Source organism: Actinomadura miaoliensis (assembly GCF_039536785.1).
GTDB classification, from domain to species: Bacteria; Actinomycetota; Actinomycetes; order Streptosporangiales; family Streptosporangiaceae; genus Spirillospora; species Spirillospora miaoliensis.
This window is the reverse complement of sequence record NZ_BAAAZG010000006.1, coordinates 25,020-44,020: the sequence shown is the minus strand read 5'-3', so window position 1 is coordinate 44,020 and position 19,001 is coordinate 25,020. Positions and strand designations below refer to the sequence as shown.

16 protein-coding genes are annotated in these 19,001 nt (G+C 72.6%); 9 read left to right on the top strand and 7 right to left on the bottom strand.

Translation table 11 applies throughout. The features are described from left to right. The first annotated feature begins 104 nt into the window (after positions 1-104). Together ABD811_RS07760 and ABD811_RS07755 are read left to right on the top strand one after the other, a co-directional pair. A complete protein-coding gene (locus ABD811_RS07760; protein ID WP_344943030.1) occupies positions 105-692 on the top strand; it encodes an NADPH-dependent FMN reductase in 588 nt (195 codons plus the stop codon). 21 nt (positions 693-713) lie between these two features. Beyond that, positions 714-1,274, top strand: a complete 561-nt coding sequence (locus tag ABD811_RS07755; protein ID WP_344943028.1) for a dihydrofolate reductase family protein — start codon at positions 714-716, stop codon at positions 1,272-1,274. 52 nt (positions 1,275-1,326) lie between these two features. Here ABD811_RS07755 and ABD811_RS07750 read toward each other — a convergent pair whose 3' ends face one another. Together ABD811_RS07750 and ABD811_RS07745 are read right to left on the bottom strand one after the other, a co-directional pair. Beyond that, positions 1,327-2,616 carry a cytochrome P450 gene (locus ABD811_RS07750; protein WP_344943025.1) on the bottom strand — a complete coding sequence of 430 codons (1,290 nt, stop codon included), beginning with the start codon at positions 2,614-2,616 and terminating at the stop codon, positions 1,327-1,329. 198 nt (positions 2,617-2,814) lie between these two features. After that, entirely contained in the window at positions 2,815-3,810 is a 996-nt protein-coding gene (locus tag ABD811_RS07745) for an MBL fold metallo-hydrolase (RefSeq protein ID WP_344943022.1), read from the bottom strand. Positions 3,811-3,989: 179 nt separating this feature from the next. On the opposite strand from ABD811_RS07745, the gene ABD811_RS07740 reads away from it, so the two are divergent. The 5 genes from ABD811_RS07740 to ABD811_RS07720 all read left to right on the top strand — a co-directional run bounded on the left by ABD811_RS07740 (position 3,990) and on the right by ABD811_RS07720 (position 8,315). Further along, positions 3,990-5,162 (top strand): glycosyltransferase family 4 protein, encoded by a 1,173-nt coding sequence (locus tag ABD811_RS07740; protein WP_344943019.1) that lies wholly within the window; start codon positions 3,990-3,992, stop codon positions 5,160-5,162. A gap of 105 nt (positions 5,163-5,267) precedes the next feature. Continuing rightward, on the top strand, positions 5,268-6,002 hold the full coding sequence (locus ABD811_RS07735) for a hypothetical protein (protein ID WP_344943016.1): 735 nt from the start codon (positions 5,268-5,270) through the stop codon (positions 6,000-6,002). Continuing rightward, positions 5,999-6,367, top strand: a complete 369-nt coding sequence (locus tag ABD811_RS07730) for a hypothetical protein (protein WP_344943014.1) — start codon at positions 5,999-6,001, stop codon at positions 6,365-6,367. Before ABD811_RS07735 ends, ABD811_RS07730 begins: the two co-directional genes overlap by 4 nt. Beyond that, entirely contained in the window at positions 6,367-7,497 is a 1,131-nt protein-coding gene (locus ABD811_RS07725) for a glycosyltransferase family 4 protein (RefSeq protein WP_344943012.1), read from the top strand. The genes ABD811_RS07730 and ABD811_RS07725 overlap by 1 nt, the downstream gene beginning before the upstream one ends. Then, complete coding sequence (locus tag ABD811_RS07720) at positions 7,494-8,315, top strand: hypothetical protein (RefSeq protein ID WP_344943009.1); 822 nt, start codon at positions 7,494-7,496, stop codon at positions 8,313-8,315. The genes ABD811_RS07725 and ABD811_RS07720 overlap by 4 nt, the downstream gene beginning before the upstream one ends. A gap of 12 nt (positions 8,316-8,327) precedes the next feature. Here the strand turns inward: ABD811_RS07720 and ABD811_RS07715 are convergent, their stop codons facing one another. From ABD811_RS07715 to ABD811_RS07705, 3 genes are all read right to left on the bottom strand, one after another. Beyond that, entirely contained in the window at positions 8,328-9,599 is a 1,272-nt protein-coding gene (locus tag ABD811_RS07715) for an alpha/beta fold hydrolase (RefSeq protein WP_344943006.1), read from the bottom strand. Positions 9,600-9,647: 48 nt separating this feature from the next. Continuing rightward, on the bottom strand, positions 9,648-10,301 hold the full coding sequence (locus ABD811_RS07710; RefSeq protein ID WP_344943003.1) for a TetR/AcrR family transcriptional regulator: 654 nt from the start codon (positions 10,299-10,301) through the stop codon (positions 9,648-9,650). A 151-nt stretch (positions 10,302-10,452) separates the two neighbouring features. Further along, a complete protein-coding gene (locus tag ABD811_RS07705) occupies positions 10,453-11,724 on the bottom strand; it encodes a lipase family protein (protein WP_344943001.1) in 1,272 nt (423 codons plus the stop codon). Positions 11,725-12,029: 305 nt separating this feature from the next. Here ABD811_RS07705 and ABD811_RS07700 point away from each other — a divergent pair, with 305 nt between their 5' ends. Together ABD811_RS07700 and ABD811_RS07695 are read left to right on the top strand one after the other, a co-directional pair. Beyond that, positions 12,030-12,962 (top strand): threonine/serine dehydratase, encoded by a 933-nt coding sequence (locus ABD811_RS07700; protein WP_344942998.1) that lies wholly within the window; start codon positions 12,030-12,032, stop codon positions 12,960-12,962. A gap of 9 nt (positions 12,963-12,971) precedes the next feature. After that, positions 12,972-13,757 carry an SDR family NAD(P)-dependent oxidoreductase gene (locus tag ABD811_RS07695; protein WP_344942994.1) on the top strand — a complete coding sequence of 262 codons (786 nt, stop codon included), beginning with the start codon at positions 12,972-12,974 and terminating at the stop codon, positions 13,755-13,757. 1 nt (position 13,758) lies between these two features. Here ABD811_RS07695 and ABD811_RS07690 read toward each other — a convergent pair whose 3' ends face one another. Continuing rightward, on the bottom strand, positions 13,759-15,021 hold the full coding sequence (locus ABD811_RS07690) for a serine hydrolase domain-containing protein (RefSeq protein ID WP_344942990.1): 1,263 nt from the start codon (positions 15,019-15,021) through the stop codon (positions 13,759-13,761). Positions 15,022-15,453: 432 nt separating this feature from the next. Beyond that, the gene (locus tag ABD811_RS07685; RefSeq protein ID WP_344942987.1) at positions 15,454-18,825 is read right to left on the bottom strand and encodes a pyruvate carboxylase; all 3,372 of its coding nucleotides are present in this window, start codon (positions 18,823-18,825) and stop codon (positions 15,454-15,456) included. Positions 18,826-19,001: the final 176 nt, after the last annotated feature.

Genomic DNA, 19,001 nt, shown 5'->3' with positions numbered 1-19,001 from the left:
CACCCGAAAACAGGCCGTAAGAATTCCGTAAACGCCTCCCGGCACTGTTGTCCTGTCGGCGCCGAGGAGACCGAAGGCGCCGAGGAGACACCGAGGAGGCGGAGATGTCGGGCACCGGCCGGCTGCGGATGGCGGTCATCATCGCCAGCACCCGCCGCGGCCGTTTCGGCCCCACCGTGGCCGGCTGGTTCGCCGAGCGGGCCCGCCGCCGCGGCGACCTGGACGTCGACATGGTCGACCTGGCCGAGGCGCGGCTGCCGCACCAGCTCACCGACCACGACGAGCCCACGCCGCCCCCGGTGCGGGCGCTGGCGTCCCGGCTCGCCGCCGCCGACGCCTTCGCCGTGGTCACCCCCGAGTACAACATGAGCTTCCCGGCACCGCTCAAGGAGGCCATCGACTGGTACTACGAGGAGTGGCGGGCCAAGCCCGTCGCCCTGGTCACCTACGGCCGGGACTCCGGCGGCCTGCACGCCGCCGCGCAGCTGCGGCAGGTCTTCGCCGAACTGCACGCGGTGACGATCCGCGACGGGGTGAGCCTGCCCCGCTACTGGGAGCACTTCACCGCCGACGGGCGCTGGCCGAAGGCCACCGCCGAATGCAACACCGCCGTCACCGTGACCCTCGACCAGCTCGTCTGGTGGGCCCGCGCGTTGCGCGGCGCCCGCGCCGAGCACCCCTACCCCGCCTGAACACCATCTGAGGAGAACACCATGGGCAAGATCGTCGCGCTGAACTACGTGTCGCTGGACGGCGTCGTGGAGCGCCCGGACAAGTGGACCTTCGAGTACTTCGCCCCCGAGCACGCCAAGTTCGCCCACGGGCAGCTGTTCAACAGCGACGCGCTGCTGCTCGGCCGCGTCACCTACGACGGCTTCGCCGCCTCGTGGCCGGACATGGAGGAGCAGACCGGGGAGTTCGGCGTCCGCATGAACACCCTGCCGAAGTACGTCGTCTCCACCACCCTGGAGAAGGCCGAGTGGAACAACTCGACCGTCATCCGGGAGAACGTCAAGGAGGAGATCGCCGCCGTCAAGGAACGCCACGAGAAGGACATCCTCGTCTACGGCAGCGTGAACCTGATCGACTCCCTCATCGAGTTCGGCCTGCTGGACGAGCTGAAGCTGTGGGTCCACCCGGTCGTGGTGGGCAGCGGCCAGAAGATGTTCCGCGACGGCGCCCCGCTCAGCAAGTGGACGCTGGCCAGCACCACCGTCATCGGGACGTCGGGCACCGTCGTCCTGGACTACCGCCCGGCGGCCGCCGCCGAGTGACCCCGTGCGGGCCGGTGGGCGGCGGCCTCACCGGCCCGCGTGGGCAGCGGCCTCACCGGCCCGCGCGCGTCACCTGCAGCGCCAGCGGGCCGCGGTGGTCCAGGGTGGGCCGGTAGGCGATCCGCTGGCCGGGCACCAGGCGCAGCTCCGGCAGCCGCTCGGTGAGCACGCGCAGGGCGACCTCGGTCTGGAGCCGGGCCAGCGGCGCGCCCAGGCAGTAGTGGGCCCCGTACCCGAACGTCACGTGCCCCGCGGGGGCGGACCGGGAGACGTCGAACTCCTCGCCGCCGGGGAACGCCTCCTCGTCGCGGTTGGCCGCCGCCAGCCACACCGCGATCTCGGTGCCCGCGGGCAGGTAGCGGCCCGCCACGATCGCGTCCCGCGTCGTCACGCGCAGGAAGACGTGGGTGGGGGTGTCGTAGCGGGCGATCTCCTCCACCGCGTTCGGCAGCAGGTCGCGGCGCTCGCACAGCAGCCGCCACTGGTCCCGGTGCGTCAGCAGCCGCAGCAGGCCGTTGCCGAGCATCGCCGACGTGGTGATGTGTCCGGGCAGCACCACCCCGAAGATCAGGTCGACGGCCGCGGCCTCCCGGTCGGGGGTGAGGCCGTCCTCGCCCCGCGCGCACGCGGCGGTCACCGCTCCGATCAGGTCGTCGCGCGGCTCGGCCAGGCGGGCCCGCACGTGCCGGGCGATGAGCCGCCGGAGCCGCTCCTGGGCGCGGGCTGCCTCGACCTGCTCGTCCTCCGCCGCGAACCGGTGCGCCATCGTCAGCGACGCGGCGCGCAGGCCGTCCGCGCCGACCTGCTCGCTCTCCTCCGCGGGGATGCCGACCAGGCGGCAGATGACGTCCACCGGAAGCCGGCCGGCGAACCGCTCCATGAAGTCGGCGCGGCCGTGCGCCGCGCACTCGGCCGCCAGCTCACCGGCCAGCGCGGCGGCGCGCTCGGCGATGTACGGCTCGGCCTCGGCGACCCGTTCCGGCGCGAACGGCGCGGCGACCATCGAGCGCAGCCTGCGGTGCGGCTCGCCGTCCATCTCGATGAACGTGGCGCACGGCGGGTACGGGCTCGCGGCCAGCTCGGCGAGGACGCGCGGGGAGAGCGGTGCGAACGGCCGCAGGGTGTTGGCGGAGGAGAACGTCGCGCCGTCCCGCAGTACCCTGCGCACCTCGGACAGCCGCGTCACCACCCAGGCGTTCAACGCGGGCGAGAAGAAGATCGGCTCGGCCTTCCGCGCGCGCTCGTAGAAGGCATGGGGATCGTCCAGGTGCACGCCGAGCGGGTCGTACTCCTCCCCCAGAGGGTCGCCCCAGACCCCGTCATCCGTCAGCCGTTCGGTCATGTCGACTCCTGGCCTGCTCGCCCGTGTGCGCAATCTAACCCGCGCACCGCTCCCCCGGCAGACCCCGCTTCCGGCAGTCACCACCGCGCATCCCAGCGTTGCCTCACCCCCCTCGCACCCGCTGGCCGCAAACGCCGGCACCCGGCCTTCGGCAACGCGGGAGGCCGGGTGCTCGGGCGGTGGTGTCCGTACCGGACGTCAGCAGCAGGTGCGGGGTGAGCGCAGGGGTGAGGCGGCGGCGCCGGCCTCTTCGTCGGTGGCGATACGGCCGCGCACCATGTGCTCCATGACCCGCATGAAGCGCTGCGCCCTGGCCTGGCCGAGGACGAACGGGTTGCGGGAACCGGTGGAGCCGCTGCGCAGTTCCTCCATGCGCGCCAGGCCGTAGTCGCTGGCTCCGTGGTTGTTCAGTTCGACGTCCACGCCCGCGTGGCGCATCCGGGCGGCGAAGCCGAGCACGGAGGACAGCAGGACCCGCTTGTCGGGGGTCGCGGCGGGCGGGTTGGTCCCGCCCCACAGCATCGCGGTGTGCCGCCGTCCCTTCCACCGCACGGGGAAGATCGCCGATACGGTGCCCTTCGTGTGCCCGGGCGTGTGATGGAACGAGACGGTCGTGTCGCCGAGGGTGAGCCGCTGCCCGTCGACGATCTCCAGGTCCCGGGCGGGGGCGTTGGCCGGGGCGTCGGCGGCGAGAAGGTCCCAGTCGGCCGGGTGCATCATGACCCGGGCGCCGTACCGGTCGGCGAAAAACTGAGCGCCGCCGAAGTGGTCGTAGTGCCCGTGGGCGGCCACCACGTACCGGATCTTCGACGGGTCCACCCCCACCGAACGCAGCTGCGGCACGATGATCTGCTCGGCCTCCTCCGGCGAGCCGAGCGCGTCGATGAGGATGACGCCCTGCGACGTGACGAGCGCCGTCGCCGACACGAAGCCGGTGCTCACCACCGCCACGTCGTCGAAGATCCGCAGTGGTTCGGGGGCCGGCACGGACGGCGGCACGGCGCCCGGGCTGAGCGCCTTGACGATCTGCCGTAGGACCGGATCGTCACCGGCCAGCCTGGCCGCGCGGTCGTAGTGGTCCTGCGCGCTGTCGAGCGTGGCGGCCGACGCCTCGGCCTTGCCTGCCGCCAGCGGCAGGAGGGCCGCGGCCACCAGCACCGCACGGCGGGACAGGGCGGACTGCTCGAACGACATCTGGTGGTACCTGCTTTCGCTGTACCGGGGCTCTGGGGAGCGGTGGACGTGGACGGCCCCAGCAGAGCAGAGGCGATCATTTGATGTCCAATACCGATATCGCCCTCGAATTGATCTGGAAACTGATACCGATACTGATCGGACGGGGCCGGATACAGTGCACGCGCGGAGGTGATGGGGTGACGACGCAGACGCGCTACCGGCATCGGGCGGCCTACTTCGCGTTCGACCGGTTCCCGTCGAGCAAGGGGTCGGCGGTGCACATCGGGCACATGGCCGACGAGCTGTTCGCCCGTCGCGGCGGCGGGCTGCTGGGCGTGCTCGGCGGCGGCGACCTGCCCCGCTACCAGCGCGAGGACGGCCGGGAGATCGTGCGGTTCGACGCGCGGATCCCCAACCTCCTGGACCGGGCCGAGGCGTTCTCCGCATGGGTCGCCGAACTGATCGCCCCGCATCTGGACGCACTGGAGATATGCCACGTCCGCGACCCGTGGGGCGCGCTGCCGGTCGTCACCGTGCCGGGCCGCCGCCACCGGGTGGTGCTCGAGGTGAACGGGCTGCCGTCCATCGAGATGAGCCACACCTGGCCGTGGGCCGCGCCCGCCACGCTCGCCAAGATCGCCGAGGTGGAGCGGTTCTGCCTGCGGCGGTCGGACGCGGTCGTCGTCCCGTCGCGGGTGATCGCGGGAGCGGTGGCGCGGCATGGCGTGCCCGACGACAGGATCCATCTCGTGCCGAACGGCGCCGTGATCCCCGAGGCGCCGTCCCGGCCCGCCGGCGCGCCCGAGCGCTACATCGTGTACGTGGGGGCGTTGCAGCCGTGGCAAGGGGTCGACGTGCTGCTGCGCGCGTTCGCCAGGCTCGCCGACCTGACGGACCTGCGGCTGGTGGTCTGCTCGTCGATGCCGGAGCGCAGGGCCAGGCGGCTGTGCGGGCTGGCCGAGCGGCTCGGGGTCGCGGAACGGGTGCGGTGGCGGTTCGTCCTGCCGCACCACGAGGTGGCGGCCTGGCTGGCCCACGCGGAGGTGTCCGTCGCGCCGCTGACCGGCTGCGCCCGCAACCTCGACCAGGGCTGCGCCCCGTTGAAGGTGCTGGAGTCGATGGCCGCGGGGACGCCTGTGGTGGCGTCGGACCTGCCCGCCGTCCGGGAACTGATGTCCGACGGGGAGCACGGGCGTCTCGTCGCGGCGGACCGTCCCGCCGAACTGGCCCGCGCCATACGCGTCCTGCTGGAGTACCCCGAGCAGGCGCGGGCGATGGGCGGGCGCGCGCGGGCGCACGTAGCCGAAAATCTCACCTGGAGCCACTCGCGCGCTCGGCTCGCGGAGGTCTACCGTACGATCGCCCCCTGACCGTGACGAGCACGGCAGACAAGACCTACACGGCACACGCGAACTACACGGCAGACCCCACGGCATAACCGACGAGACGCGACGCGCATTGGTGGTGGCCCGGCGATGTTCTGGCGGAAACAGCGAGCCGCCATCGACACCTTCCACCCGCTGCACCAGCAGCTGATCTGGCAGCGGGGGTTGTCGGTGACGATGCGTCCCGTCGAGTGGGAGGCGCTCATCCAGAGTCTGGCCCGGCACGGTGAGTCCGTGCGCAGGCGCAAGTGGGCGCCGCCGGCCCGGGTCACGACCGTCCTGGTACCCCTACTGCGGGTGGTGTGCGCGGACATGGCGCCCAACGGCGGTCTCGGCGTCACCCTCGACCTGCGCGGCCCAGAGGCGCCGGGCAAGCTGAGCCCCCGGCAGAAGTTCCCCGGGCGCCGCCCGGTCCGTTCCATCATCGAGTGGTGGTCCCACGACCCGTGGCTGCGGCTGCGCGCCGACCTGCGCGACGGCAGCGTGCTGGAACTGTCGGTGGTCGACCGGGTCCGCTACCGCAAGGTTCACAAGGTGAACCCGCGCGGTAAGCACAAGACCAAGCTGAAGACGAAGATGGTGCACCGCGTGGACGTGTCCAGGCGCCTGCGCAAGGGCGCGACCGTCCGGCGCCCCGCCACCCCGCCGCCGCCGTGGATCGCCGTCCGCGTCCGCGACCAGGGGCGCATGGTGATCCGCGCCAGCGCCAAGCTGACGCCCATGCACGTCGACGAGGTGCTGGCCGAGCAGATGCTGCACGTGGTCACCGAACCGTTCCGCTGGATGCCGCCGCGCGCCGCCGTCTCCCCCGGGGGGAACCGTTGACTCCTTGCGCCGTCGTCACCGGCTTCTTCCTGCTGTCGCAGTGCGGTCGCCCAGCCGCCGGGGCGTGCGGCCAGTGCGGCAGGCCGGTGTGCCAGGAGCACGTCGGCCAGAACGGGTTGTGTCCGGAGTGCGGCGCCTCCCTGCGGGAGGTGACCGATCCGCACGACCCCGCGTGGACGAGCGGCTACCGCCGCTGGTTCCAGCAACGCAGCTCGCGTACCTACAACGACAACTCCTGGTACTCGTACTCGTACGCGTCGTTCGACGACTACGACCGCGGCGCGTTCGAGCCCGGCAACGACTGGTCGCGGGGCAGCGGTGACTTCGGCGGCTCCGACGACGACACGGGGTTCGTGGACAGCTGATGGCGCGCGTTCTGTGGCTGACCGAGCACTATCCCCCCAGCCGCGGCGGCATGGCCGAGTCCTGCGACCGCATCGTGCGCGGGCTGCGGGGCGCCGGGGCGGAGGTGGACGTCGCGCATCTGACGCGGCGCGACCGCCCCTGGACGGTCGAGCGCGAGCACGGGGGGCGCCTGCTGACCGCCCCGCTGGGGGACGACCCGGAGCACGCCCTGCGCCGCCTGTGGACGACGCTCACCGCGGAGGGGCTGGCGGCGGGCGTCTACAGTCACGTGGTGGCGTTCGGCGGCGCGTACGCGTTGCTCGCCGCTCCCGTCCTGTCGGCCTTCCTGGGCGCGCCGTTGGTGACGCTGCTGCGGGGCAACGACCTGGACACCGGACTGTTCTCCATACGGCGTCGTGCCACGCTGCTGGAGGCGCTGCGCGCGTCCGCCCGTGTGTGCGTGGTGGCCCGTTCGCATGCGCCCATGGTTTCGGCGCTCGTCCCGGACACGCCCGTGACATGGGTGCCCAACAGCGTCGACACGAACACGTGGCAGATCCTGCCGTCCGAGCGCGAGCGCGGGCTCCGGTGGCGGGCCGGCAACGTCGCCCCGGGCCGTCGCATCGTCGGCGTCATCGGGCATCTGAAGAACAAGAAGGGCGTGGGCTTCCTGCTGGAGGCCTTGGCCGCGTCCGGGCACGCCGACGCCTTCCACCTTCTGCTGGTCGGGGAGGTGGAGGAGTCGGTGTCCGCGTGGCTCGCCCAGCGCGCCGATACGGTGCACCACTCGTTCCTGCCGTTCCTGGAGCGGTACGAACTGCCCGCCGTGTACGCGTCGTGCGATCTGGTGGCGCTGCCCTCGTTCTACGACGGCATGCCGAACGTGGCGTTGGAGGCGGCGGCGCTCGGCATTCCGCTGCTGGCGTCCGACGCCGGGGGGCTGGCCGACGTGGCCGACGACGAGATCGGATTCGTGTTCCCGGCGGGCGACCGGCACGCCTGCCGCGCCGCCATCGACCGGGCCGCCCGCGCCGGTGACGAGGAGCTGGCCAAGCTCGGCGCGGCGGCCCGGGAACGGGTGCTGCGCGACTTCACCCCGGCCGCCGAGACCGCCGGTTACCTGGCGGTGTTCGACGCGGTCGCCACATGATCGTCGCGTATGTGCGCGGCGACGGCCTCGGCCACCTGACGCGCCTGCGGGCCTTCCTGCACACCCTTGGGCGCGCCGGCGAACCCGTCACGCTCCTCACCGCGTCCACGTACGCGACCGACCCGCGCGTGACCGCCGGGTACGAGGTGGTCCGCGCCCCCGGCGGCCTGGACCGCACGGGGCTCGCGCGCTGGACTGCCGCAACGCTCGCCGACCTCGCCCCGGACGAGCTGGTGGTCGACGCCTTCCCGGCCGGGCTGCGCGGAGAGTTGACGGCCGCCGCCGTCAGCGGGGCGGCGCGCGTCGTCCACCTGGCACGGCTGCTGCGCTGGGACGCGTACCGCCCCCTGCTCCCCGCCGACCCGCCCCGCTTCGACCGGACGTACGTCCTGGAGCCCCTGGACGCAGAGCATCTGGCGCATGTGAGGGCGCACTCCGCGGAAACGGCGCCGCTGGAGTTGTCCGAACCTCCGGTGGCGTGCCCTGCGGCCTCGCCGGGCGGCTGGCTGGTGGTGCACGCGGGGCCTGAGGGCGAGGTGCAGGAGCTGCTGCGCTACGCCCGCGACATGGCGGCGCTGGAGAACGTGCGTCCGCGCCTGACGCTGGTGTCGCCCAGGCGCCCGGCACACCTCCCGGGCGACGTGGGACATCTCGACATCTATCCCGCGTGGCCGCTGTTCGCCCAGGCGGAACGCGTCATCACGGCGGCGGGGTTCAACGCCGTACGGCAGCTGGCGCCCTGGCGTGACAGGCACCGCATGCTGCCGTTTCCCCGCAGCCTGGACGACCAGTTCACCCGCGCGGCCCGTCATCGCTGACGGACGCCCCCGTCACACCTGGCCGCGCACCATGGCGATGAGGCGGTCCAAGACGCGCGCGTCGGCGCTCAGGCCGTTGTGGGCGTACTCGTTGGTGACCCATGTCCGCAGGCCCGCGATCGCGTCGGCGGTCTGCAGCGAGTGGTCGCGGTCGACGTACATGTCGTCGTGGTAGACGGCCGCGGCGGCCGGCACCGTGTTCGCGGCCAGCCGGCCCACGTCGTAGAGGCCGGGCCACTCCTCGTAGGAGGCGAGCAGGTCGGCGCACTCGCGCAAGGGCCGCAGCGCCGGGTCCTCCTCGAAGAACCACGGGTAGATCATCTCTCCGACGAAACGCACCGGCCCGTCGCCGTCGAGGGCGAACTGCGGGAACTCGTCGAGCACCCTCTGCGCCGACCAGCGCGACGCGGTGCCCTGGCAGTAGATGGCCTCGTGCAGCAGCGCGTAGATGGGGCGGGGGGCGTACGACACGGACGCGTGCACCTTGTGCAGGAAGGTGTCCGACAGCTGTCCGCGTCCGATGAACGCCTCCTCCAGCAGGTAGTGCAGGTTGTCGAACTGCACGGAGGAGCCGAGTCCGAGCCCGAGGGTCTGGAACCGCCGTGCCGTCAACCGCTCCCCGTCCGGCAGCCGCACGTCGTGCTCGCCCAGATGGTCCACGATGCGGCGCACGACGTCCTGGTCACCGGGGTAGCGCTCGAAGTACCGCTCATTGGCGGCGAGCACGCGCGGGTAGGCGGCGCGGTAGACCTCGTCCGCCCCCGCCGTGAGGCTCGGCAGGCCCCCGGTGATGAAGGCCTCGCGCAGTCCCTCCGGTGCCAGCGACAGGTACGTGACGGCGCAGAAGCCTCCGTAGCTCTGGCCGAGCACGCTCCACGGCCGGTCTCCGATCAGCCGCTGACGCAGCAGTTCGGCGTCCCGGACGATGGAGTCGGCGCGGAAGTGCCGCAGGTACGCCGCGGCCTCGGCGGGGTCCTGCGGGAGGGTCTGACGGTTGGCGGGGGTGCTGCGCCCCGTGCCGCGCTGGTCGAGCAGGAGCACCCGGTACTCCTGGAGGGCGCGCGCCAGCCATGCCCCCGGGTCCGCCCCCGGCCGCGTCGCCTGATGCCCCGGCCCGCCCTGCAGGAACAGCAGCCACGGCAGGTCGTCGTCCTCCCTGCCCGGCGCCACCACCTCACGCGCGTAGATCTCGATGGTGGACCCGGCGGGGTCGGCATGGTCGAGCGGCACTTCCAGCACGTGGTCGGCGCATACGAACCCGGGACGACGAAACGCGGACTGCATGCCCCTTACTATGTCGCCCCCGCGACGCGTCCCCGTCACCGGGGAGCGTCACCCCTTGCCGGGGGCGTAGGTGAGGACGCGCTCGCCCAGCAGGGATTCGATGACGTCCAGCAGGCGCAGTGCCGCCTCGGCTATCGCGTCGGGCGATTCTCCTGCGGCGGTGCGTCTGCCGATGTCCATCAGGACCTGCTCGTGAACCCAGCCGATCTGGGCGGCCACGAGCCGGGGCAGCGGGTCGTCCGGGGCCGCGCCGGTCTCCGCGGCGAGCAGGTCGGCCAGCGCGTCGACCATCTCGCGGGCGAGGTTCTCCAGCCGGGCCGTCAGCGTGGGCGCCGCGAGCAGCATCTCGTGGAAGCGCCCGAACCCTTCGGTCAGGCCCAGCCTGCGGTCCCGGCGGCGCACCTCCTCGCGCAGCCGCCGCAGGACCGCCCGCGCCGCCGGCTCGCCGGGCCTCCGGGCCGCGACGATGTCGGCGTACCGCCGCGGGGTGGCCTCGTCCGGCGGCAGCGCCAGGTCCTCCTTGGCCTGGAAGTAGTTGTAGACGGTGTTGACCGACACGTCCGCGGCCTCGGCGATCTCGGCGATGGTGACCTGGTCGAAACCGCGCTCCACGAACAGCCCGGTGGCCACGGCGGAGATGTGCGCGCGGGTCCGGCGCTTCTTGCGCTCCCGCAGGCCCTCCCGGCCGCCGTCGACGGTCATGCGGGGATTCTAGCGACGCCCAAACTTGGGGCCGATTGCAGTTTTCAGTGAGGAAGGCGCAGTTTTCAGTGGCGCCGCTACGCGGGCGACGCCGCACGGCAGACGCCGTGGGGCGACCCACCCCCCGACGTGGGTCGCCCCGCACAGCCGGTCAGCAGTTGCCTGCGACGGGCTTGCCCTCGAAGCGGTCTCCCAGGAAGCGGGTGACGTCCCCCGCCGCGAGCCAGTCGGTGGTCAGGTGCTCACCCGGGTACCCCTGGTTCCACGTGGTGTTGATGCCCGCCTTGCAGTAGGCGGCGCGGGTGGCGTCCTCGGTCTCGGTCGGGATGATCTCCTCCAGGACGCCCCGGTACTGGAACACCGGGAAGCCGATCTTGTACGTGGCGGCCGACCCGGGCGTGCCGATGTCCACGCCGAGCTTGCTGCGGTCGGCCAGCTCGCCCCAGGTGCCGTCGGGGCCGCGCAGCTGCCAGATCTGGTCGACGGTCAGCTTGTCCTTGGTGAGGTTCTCCACGCGGGCGCCCAGGAAGCGGCCGAGCGTCCCGAACAGGCACAGCTTCTTGGCGTCCTCCACCGCCTTGGCGCCCTCGTCGTTCATCAGCTCGTCGAACGGCATGGCCGGATAGGCGGCGTTGTGCCCGACCAGCGCGTCGGCGGCGAACCCGGCGAACAGCCCGCCGTTGAGCCGCTGGGCGGTCACCTTCAGATCGCCGGGCACGCCTCCGGCCGCCGCGCCCGCCACCTTCAGTTCGGGCGCGTAGGAGGCGGCCAGCTGGGCGGCCCACAGCGCGGCCTGGCCGCCCTCGGAGTATCCGGCGATGCCGACCTTGCCGTCCGAGCGCAGGGAGCCGCCGGGGATCTGGCGGGACGTGCGCGCGATGTCGAGCAGGGCGTTCCCCGCGCTGTGCCCCACCATGTACCTGTGGACCTGGCCGTCGATGTAACCGGCGCCGTCGGTGGCGGCGACCGCGAACCCGGCCTTGAGGAACTCGGCGACGTTGGGGCCCTCGTAGTGGTCGACGTAGGCCCCGGCCATCTGCTTGGAGAACGCGCACTGCGGGCCGAGGCCCGAGGAGCCCGGGTGGAAGGTGACGACCGGACGCGACCCGCCCTTGGTCCACGCGGCCTCCGGCACCGCCACGAATCCGGTCGCGACCGTCTTGGCGCCCTTGACGTCGGTGGAGACGTAGCGCACCTTCCACGCCTTCATGCGGATGTCGCTGAAGCCGGGCAACGTCACCTGCCGGCACGCCAGCAGGTCGCCGGGGTCGCCGTTGACCCGGGCCGGGGCGGCGGCGTAGATGTCGGCCTCCGAGGCGAGGCACAGCCACGGCGCGGCGGACGCCTGCTGCGCGACGCCCACCGCCGGAAGCGTCAGCGCGGCCCCGGTCACGGCGGAGGCCACAACGGCTCGAACTCTCATTGCCACTCCAGGGGTAGGCCGCCGAACCACCTGGGCCTCCCCCAACCAGACGGGGCCCGGCAGCGTTGGAAAGCGGACGCAGACGACTGTCCCGCCCGCCCCCGGCGCGAGTGAATGGACTGGCGCCACACGCCCGGGGCCGCCGTTAGCAGTTAGTTGACAAACCGTCCAGTAGGCTCGGGCGACCAGCGCCTCCCCCCACGGCGCCGTCTGCCGCAACGCTCGGCCGCCCGCGCGTTCGGGGAGACCCGGGAGGACATAGCGTGGTGGCCCCGGGTCAGTGTCTTCCGTGAGAGGTCGCCAAGTTGATCGAATCCTCCGACATACGGGCCGCCGCCGCGCGCGTCTCCGGCCGGGTCCGCCGGACCCCGGTGATGGCGGCCGAGCCGCTCGGCGGCGGCGCGCGCACATGGCTGAAGCTGGAGCAGACGCAGCACACCGGCTCGTTCAAGGCCCGCGGCGCGTTCAACCGTGTGCTGGCGGCGGCCGAGAGCGGGACGCTGCCCGCGGCGGGCGTGGTCACGGCGTCGGGGGGCAACGCGGGGCTCGCCGTCGCCTACGCCGCCGCCGAGGTGGGCGTGGTGGCCGAGGTGTACGTGCCGGAGACGGCACCGGCGGTCAAGGTGGCCAGGCTGCGCGCGCTCGGGGCGCAGGTCGTGCAGGTCGGCAGCAGGTACGCGGAGGCGTTCGAGGCCGCCGCCAAGCGCTCCGCCGACACCGGCGCGTTGTTCTGCCACGCCTACGACCAGCCCGAGATCTGCGCGGGGCAGGGGACGCTCGGGCTGGAACTGCTGGAACAGACCTCGGGGCAGGTCGACACCGTCGTGCTGGCCGTCGGCGGGGGCGGGCTGATGGCGGGGGTGGCCGCCGCCGTCCAGGGCCGCGCGACCGTCGTCGGGGTGGAGCCCGAGGCCATTCCGACGCTGCACCGGGCCCTGGAGGCCGGGGCGCCTGTCGACGTGGGCGTGTCCGGCGTCGCGGCGGACTCGCTCGGCGCCAGCCGTCTCGGCGAGATCGCCTTCGAGGTCGCGGTCCGTACGGGGGTGCGGTCGGTGCTGGTGTCCGACGAGGCGATCGTTGAGGCGCGGCGCTGGTTGTGGGAGCGGTACCGGTTGCTCGTCGAGCACGCCGCCGCCACGGCCGTCGCCGCGTTGCGCACGGGCGCGTACCGGCCCGCCCCGGACGAACGGGTCGCCGTCGTCCTGTGCGGCGCCAACACCGACCCCGCCTCTCTCTAAAGTGGCCGCATGGCGGATTCCTTTGTGGTGACGGGAGGCGGCCGGGGCATCGGCCGGGCGGTGGTGGAGCGGCTGCTGGCCGACGGCGGGCACGTGGTGGCCGTCGAACTGGACGCGGCGGCGCTGGCCTGGACGCGGAGCCATCCCGCCGGTACGCGCGTGCGCGTGGTCACGGGTGACGCCGGGGACGAGGCCGTCGCGGAACGCGCCGCCGACCTCGCCCAGGAGGCGGGCACGCTCACCGGCTGGGTCAACAACGCGGCCGTCTTCCGGGACGCCTCGCTGCACACCGCGCCCGCCAAGGAGGTCATGGATCTCATCGCCGTCAACCTGGGCGCGCCCCTGGCCGGGTGCGCGACGGCGGTACGGCGCTTCCTGGCCGCCGGGACGGGCGGCGCCATCGTCAACGTCACCTCGCACCAGGCCCGGCAGGCGGTGCCGGGGTGCACGCCGTACGTCACCGCCAAGGCGGCGATCGAGGGTCTGACGCGCGCGCTCGCCGTCGAGTACGGTCCGCGCGGCGTCCGGGTGAACGCGGTGGCGCCGGGCTCGGTGCGCACCGAACGCTACGACGAGTTCCTCGACCAGCAGGGCCCCGAGGGGGCGGCGCACATCGAGGCGGAGATGGCGCGGCTGCACCCCCTCGGCCGCGTGGCGCAGGCCGAGGAGGTCGCAGCCGCGATCGTGCACCTGCTGTCGGACGAGGCCAGCTTCATCAACGGCGCGACCGTCCCCGTCGACGGGGGACGGTCCGTTCTGGCCCACGACCCGGAGGCGTACGAGCCGCCCTCCTGAATCAGGGGCGGGGCGCCAGCATCTGGAGCGGCAGCGGCTGCACGGGGCGCTGGGCCATGCGTGCGTTGGTCGGCGGCGTCTGCGCCCCGCACAGGGCCTCCATCACGTGCGCGCCCATGGCGTTGTCGATCGGGTGGGGCATGGGACGCCCCTCGCCGTTCAACTGCTGGTACTTCATCAGGTTGAAGCCGAGCGAGATCTGCCGTCCGCCGCCCTCGCTGGTGAGCGCCTGCGTCCCGGCGCCCCACACCGCGCCGTCGTGCCCCCAGAACGTGCCGCACGGCAGTTGCACCGAGTAGAGGCCGAGGCCGTAGTTCATCAGCACGCTGCCGTCGGCGTCCTTGACGGGCACGGTGCGGCGCATCTCCGCCAGCGCCGCCGGTCCGACGATCCCGCCGGTGAGCAGGCGCCGGTAGAAGCGGTTGAGGTCGTCCATGGTCGACACCAGCGCCCCGGCCGTGCCCGCCCAGGACATGTCGAAGAGGCTGTAGTCGCGTGGCGGCGCGAGGACTCCGTACAGCGACTCGTACATCCGTGAGTGGTCACCGTAGATCACCGGGCTGTCGGGGAAATAGGTGTCCCTGAGCCCCGCACGGCGGATGACGTCCCGGGTGATGTACGTCTCCGCCTTCATCCCGGTCACCTTCTCCAGCAGGCGCCCCAGGATGATGTAGTTGGTGTTGGAGTACGACCACTGAGCCCCGGGGGCGCCGGTGGGCGGTGCTTCCAGACCCCATTTGATGAGGCGCCCGGACGTCAGCGTGCGGAACCGTTTCCTGTCCAGGCTCTTGGACGACGGTTCCTGGAGCGACGGGAACGCCGAGACGACGTAGTCGGCGATGCCGCTGGTGTGGTTCAGCAGCATTCGCACGGTGATTTGCCTGCCGCGTTGACCAGGAACATCCTCGGGCAAATAGGTACCGATCGGCGCGTCCAACTGGACGCGCCCCTGTTCCACCTGCCGCAGGACGGCGGCGGCGACGAACGTCTTCGTGACGCTGCCCACACGGTGTTCCATGTCGGGGCGCACGGGCCGCCTGGTGCGCACGTTCGCCACTCCGGACGCGCCCTTCCAGGAACGCCCCTCGTCCCGGACGGAGGAGTAAATACCGTACATTCCGGCCTCGTGCGTGGCGTCCAGCGTCGCGCGCAGCTTGCCCGGATCCAGGACGGCGCGCTGGGCACCGGACGCGGGCGGCCGCGGAACGGCGGGGGCCGTTCTCGCCAGCGCCGGTCCCGGCACGAGCGTGATCACGAGTGTCATGGCCGCACCCCCGGCCGCCGCCAGTCGCCCCAGCCCCCCGAACCGCCTCGCCGCCATTCCGCCCTCTCTTCACCCATGATCGTGTACTTACGAGTCTTCTAGGCCGTGACCCCAGATGTCATCCGTTTCCGGTATGAGATCGACATCCTTCTTCGGCTTCATAAACCTGATACGACCAGCCACACGACCAGAGAGAACCAAGAAAGCGAACAGACGGCCATATCCAGCGCACGATCCGGCGAACAGCGCCGAGACCGGACGAACACATCGCGCTGTGACAGTGATCACCCGACTTGGCGGCAGGGCTCCGCCCGGACCCGGCCGCGGTGGGGCCTGAGAACGGCGCCAGCGGCCGCCGGCCGCCCATCGGGAGAGCAGGGAAGGGCGGGGCGGACGGCGGCCGTCTGAGCGCCTCTCAGGCGCTTCGGCCGATCAGGAGATGACCAGCAGCAGGTCGCCCGCCTGAACCTGGGACGCCTCGGGCACGGCCAGCCGCGTGACGGTGCCGCCGACGGCGGCGGTGATGGCGGCCTCCATCTTCATCGCCTCGATGGTGGCGACCACGTCCCCTGCGGCGACCCGCGCCCCCTTGGCCACGCGCAGCGTGACCGAACCGTCGAACGGCGCGGCGACGTGCCCGGGCTCGCCGGGGTCGGCGCGCTCGACCGGCGGGGCGTCGGTCGCCGCGGACCTGTCGCGCACCGACAGCGTGCGCAACTGCCCGTTGACGGTGCAGATGACCTGCCGGAAGCCCGCCTCGTCGAGCCCGCCCACGGCCTCCAGGCCGGCCAGCACGCGCACCCCCGGCTCCAGGTCGATGACGACCTCCTGGCCCGGGTGGAGGCCGTACAGGAACGCCCCGGTGGGGACCACCGACAGGTCGCCGTAAGCGGCGCGCGCCTCGCGGTACTCCCGAGCGGGGCCGGGGAACAGCAGCCGGTCGAGCGTGTCGCGGACGTCGGGACCCGACAGCGCCTTGTCCTCCTCCTCGGTGAGCTCGCCGCGTACGGGGGTGTACCGGCGCCCGCTCAGGGCCTTGTCGCGGAACGGCTGGGGCCAGCCCCCGGGAGGATCGCCCAGTTCGCCGTGCAGGAAGCCGACGACGCTGTCGGGCACGTCGTACCGTTCCGGATGCGCGGCGAAGTCGTCGGGATCGGCCCCAGCGGCGACCAGGTGCAGCGCCAGGTCGCCGACCACCTTGCTGGACGGGGTGACCTTGACCAGACGCCCCAGGATGCGGTCGGCGGCCGCGTACAGACGCTCGATCTCCTCGAACCTGTCGCCGAGCCCGAGGGCCACCGCCTGCTGCCGCAGGTTCGACAGCTGCCCGCCGGGGATCTCGTGCTCGTACACCCGTCCCGTGGGGGACGGCAGGCCCATCTCGAACGGGGCGTACAGGCGGCGCACCGCCTCCCAGTAGGGCTCCATCGCGGTGAGCGCGCCCAGGTCCAGCCCGGTGGCGCGCTCGGTGGCGTCGGTGTGCGCGACGATCGCCTGCAACGGCGGCTGGCTGGTGGTGCCCGACAAGGGCGCCGCGGCGCCGTCGACCGCGTCCACCCCGGCCTCGACGGCGGCCAGGTAGGTGGCGAGCTGCCCGCCCGCCGTGTCGTGCGTGTGCAGGTGGACGGGCAGGTCGAACCTCTGGCGCAGCGCGCTGACGAGCGTCCGCGCGGCGGGGGCCCGCAGCAGGCCCGCCATGTCCTTGATGCACAGCACGTGCACGCCCGCCTCGACGAGCTGTTCGGCCAGCCGCAGGTAGTAGTCGAGCGTGTAGACCTTCTCCGCAGGGGACGACAGGTCCGCGGTGTAGCAGAGGGTGCCTTCCGCCAGCGCGTGCGTCTGCAGTACGGCGTCGATCGCGGGCCGCATGCGCTCCACGTCGTTCAGCGCGTCGAACACCCGGAAGATGTCCACGCCGGTGCGGGCGGCCTCGGCCACGAAGGCACGCGCCACCGAGTCGGGGTACGGGGTGTAGCCCACGGTGTTGGCGCCTCGCAGCAGCATCTGGATGCACAAGTTGGGCGCGGCCTCGCGCATCGCGGCCAGGCGGTCCCAGGGCGACTCGGACAGGAAGCGCAGCGCGACGTCGTAGGTGGCGCCGCCCCACGCTTCCAGCGAGAGCAGCTGCGGCGTCATGCGCGCCATGTACGGGGCCGCCGCCACCAGGTCGTAGGTGCGCACCCGCGTGGCCAGCAGGGACTGGTGGGCGTCCCGGAACGTGGTGTCGGTGACGGCCAGGGCCGACTGGGCGCGCAGCCGTTCGGCGAACGCGCGCGGCCCGAGCGCCAGCAGAAGGTCGCGCGAGCCTTCCGGCACGGGGCCGTCCAGGTCGAGCGGTGGGAGCTTGGTCTGCGGGTCCAGATCCGTGGGCGCGTCCCCGTGCGGCTTGTTGACGGTCACGTCGGCCAGGTAGCGCACGAGGCGCGTCGCGCGGTCACCGCTGGAACGGGCGGTCAGCAGTTCGGGGTGGTCGGCGATGTAGGAGGTCGTGACCCCGCCCGCGCGGAAGTCGGCGTCGTCCAGCACCGCGCGCAGGAACGGGATGTTCGTCGCGACGCCCCGGATGCGGAACTCGGTCACGGCCCGGCGCGCGCGCCGTACCGCGTCGTCCAGGGTCCGGCCCCGGCACGTCAGCTTGACCAGGAGCGAGTCGAAGTGGGGGGTGACCACGGCCCCGGCGTGCGCCGTCCCCGTGTCCAGGCGCACGCCCGCACCGCCCGGCGAACGGTACGCCGAGATCCTGCCCGTGTCGGGCCGGAAGTCGTTGGCGGGGTCCTCCGTGGTGATGCGGCACTGCACCGCGTACCCGGAGACAGTGACGTTCTCCTGGGCGATCCCCAGGTCCTCCAGGGTCTCCCCGCCCGCGATGCGCAACTGGCTCTGCACGAGGTCGATACCGGTGACCTCCTCGGTGACCGTGTGCTCGACCTGGATACGCGGGTTCATCTCGATGAACACGTGGCGCCCGGACGAGTCCACGAGGAACTCCACCGTCCCGGCGTTGACGTATCCGATCTCCTCGGCGAACGCCACGGCGTCCTGGCAGAGCCGCCGCACGACCGCCGCGTCCAGGCTGGGGGCGGGGGCGATCTCCACGACCTTCTGGTGGCGGCGCTGCACCGAGCAGTCGCGCTCACGCAGGTGCACGGTGTGCCCCGCCGTGTCGGCGAGCACCTGCACCTCGATATGGCGCGGCCGGTCGACGGCCTGCTCCAGGAACACCGTGGGGTCGCCGAACGCGCTCTGCGCCTCCCTGCGGGCCGTCTCGACGGCCGCCTGGAGCTCCTCGCGCCTGTCGACGCGGCGCAGCCCGCGTCCACCGCCGCCCGCCGCCGCCTTGACGAACAGGGGGAACCCGACCTCGTCCGCCGCGGCCAGCTCATCCCCCGGCGCGGGGGTGACCGACCGCAGCACCGGCAGCCCCGCCCGCCGGGCCGCCTCGACCGCCTCGATCTTGTTGCCCGCCAGGCGCAGCACCCGCGCGGGCGGGCCCACGAACGTCAGCCCGTTGCGCTCGCACGCTTCGGCCAGCTCGGGGCTCTCGGCCAGGAACCCGTAGCCCGGGTAGACCGCGTCCGCCCCCACCCGCAACGCCGTGGCGACGATTCCGTCCACGTCGAGGTAGGCCCGTACGGGGTGCCCGTGCTCACCGATCTCGTACGCCTCGTCGGCCTTCTGCCTGTGCAGTGAGAAACGGTCCTCGTGCGCGTACACCGCGACACTGGCGATGCCCAGCTCGTAGGCGGCGCGGAAGGCCCGTACGGCGATCTCGCCCCGGTTGGCGACGAGGAGCTTGTTCATCACGGCGCTTCTCCCAGGAGTCGTGTGTCGGGCGGCGCGAGGCCGCCCGGAGCGACGACCTCCCGGGCTCGTCGTCGAGCGCGCTCAACATAACCCGCCACCGCCCCCAGGGGAACAGGCGCGAAGGTAGGTCCCGTCACACCGGCGGGGGGCTCACGACGGGACCCGGACGGCAGCCG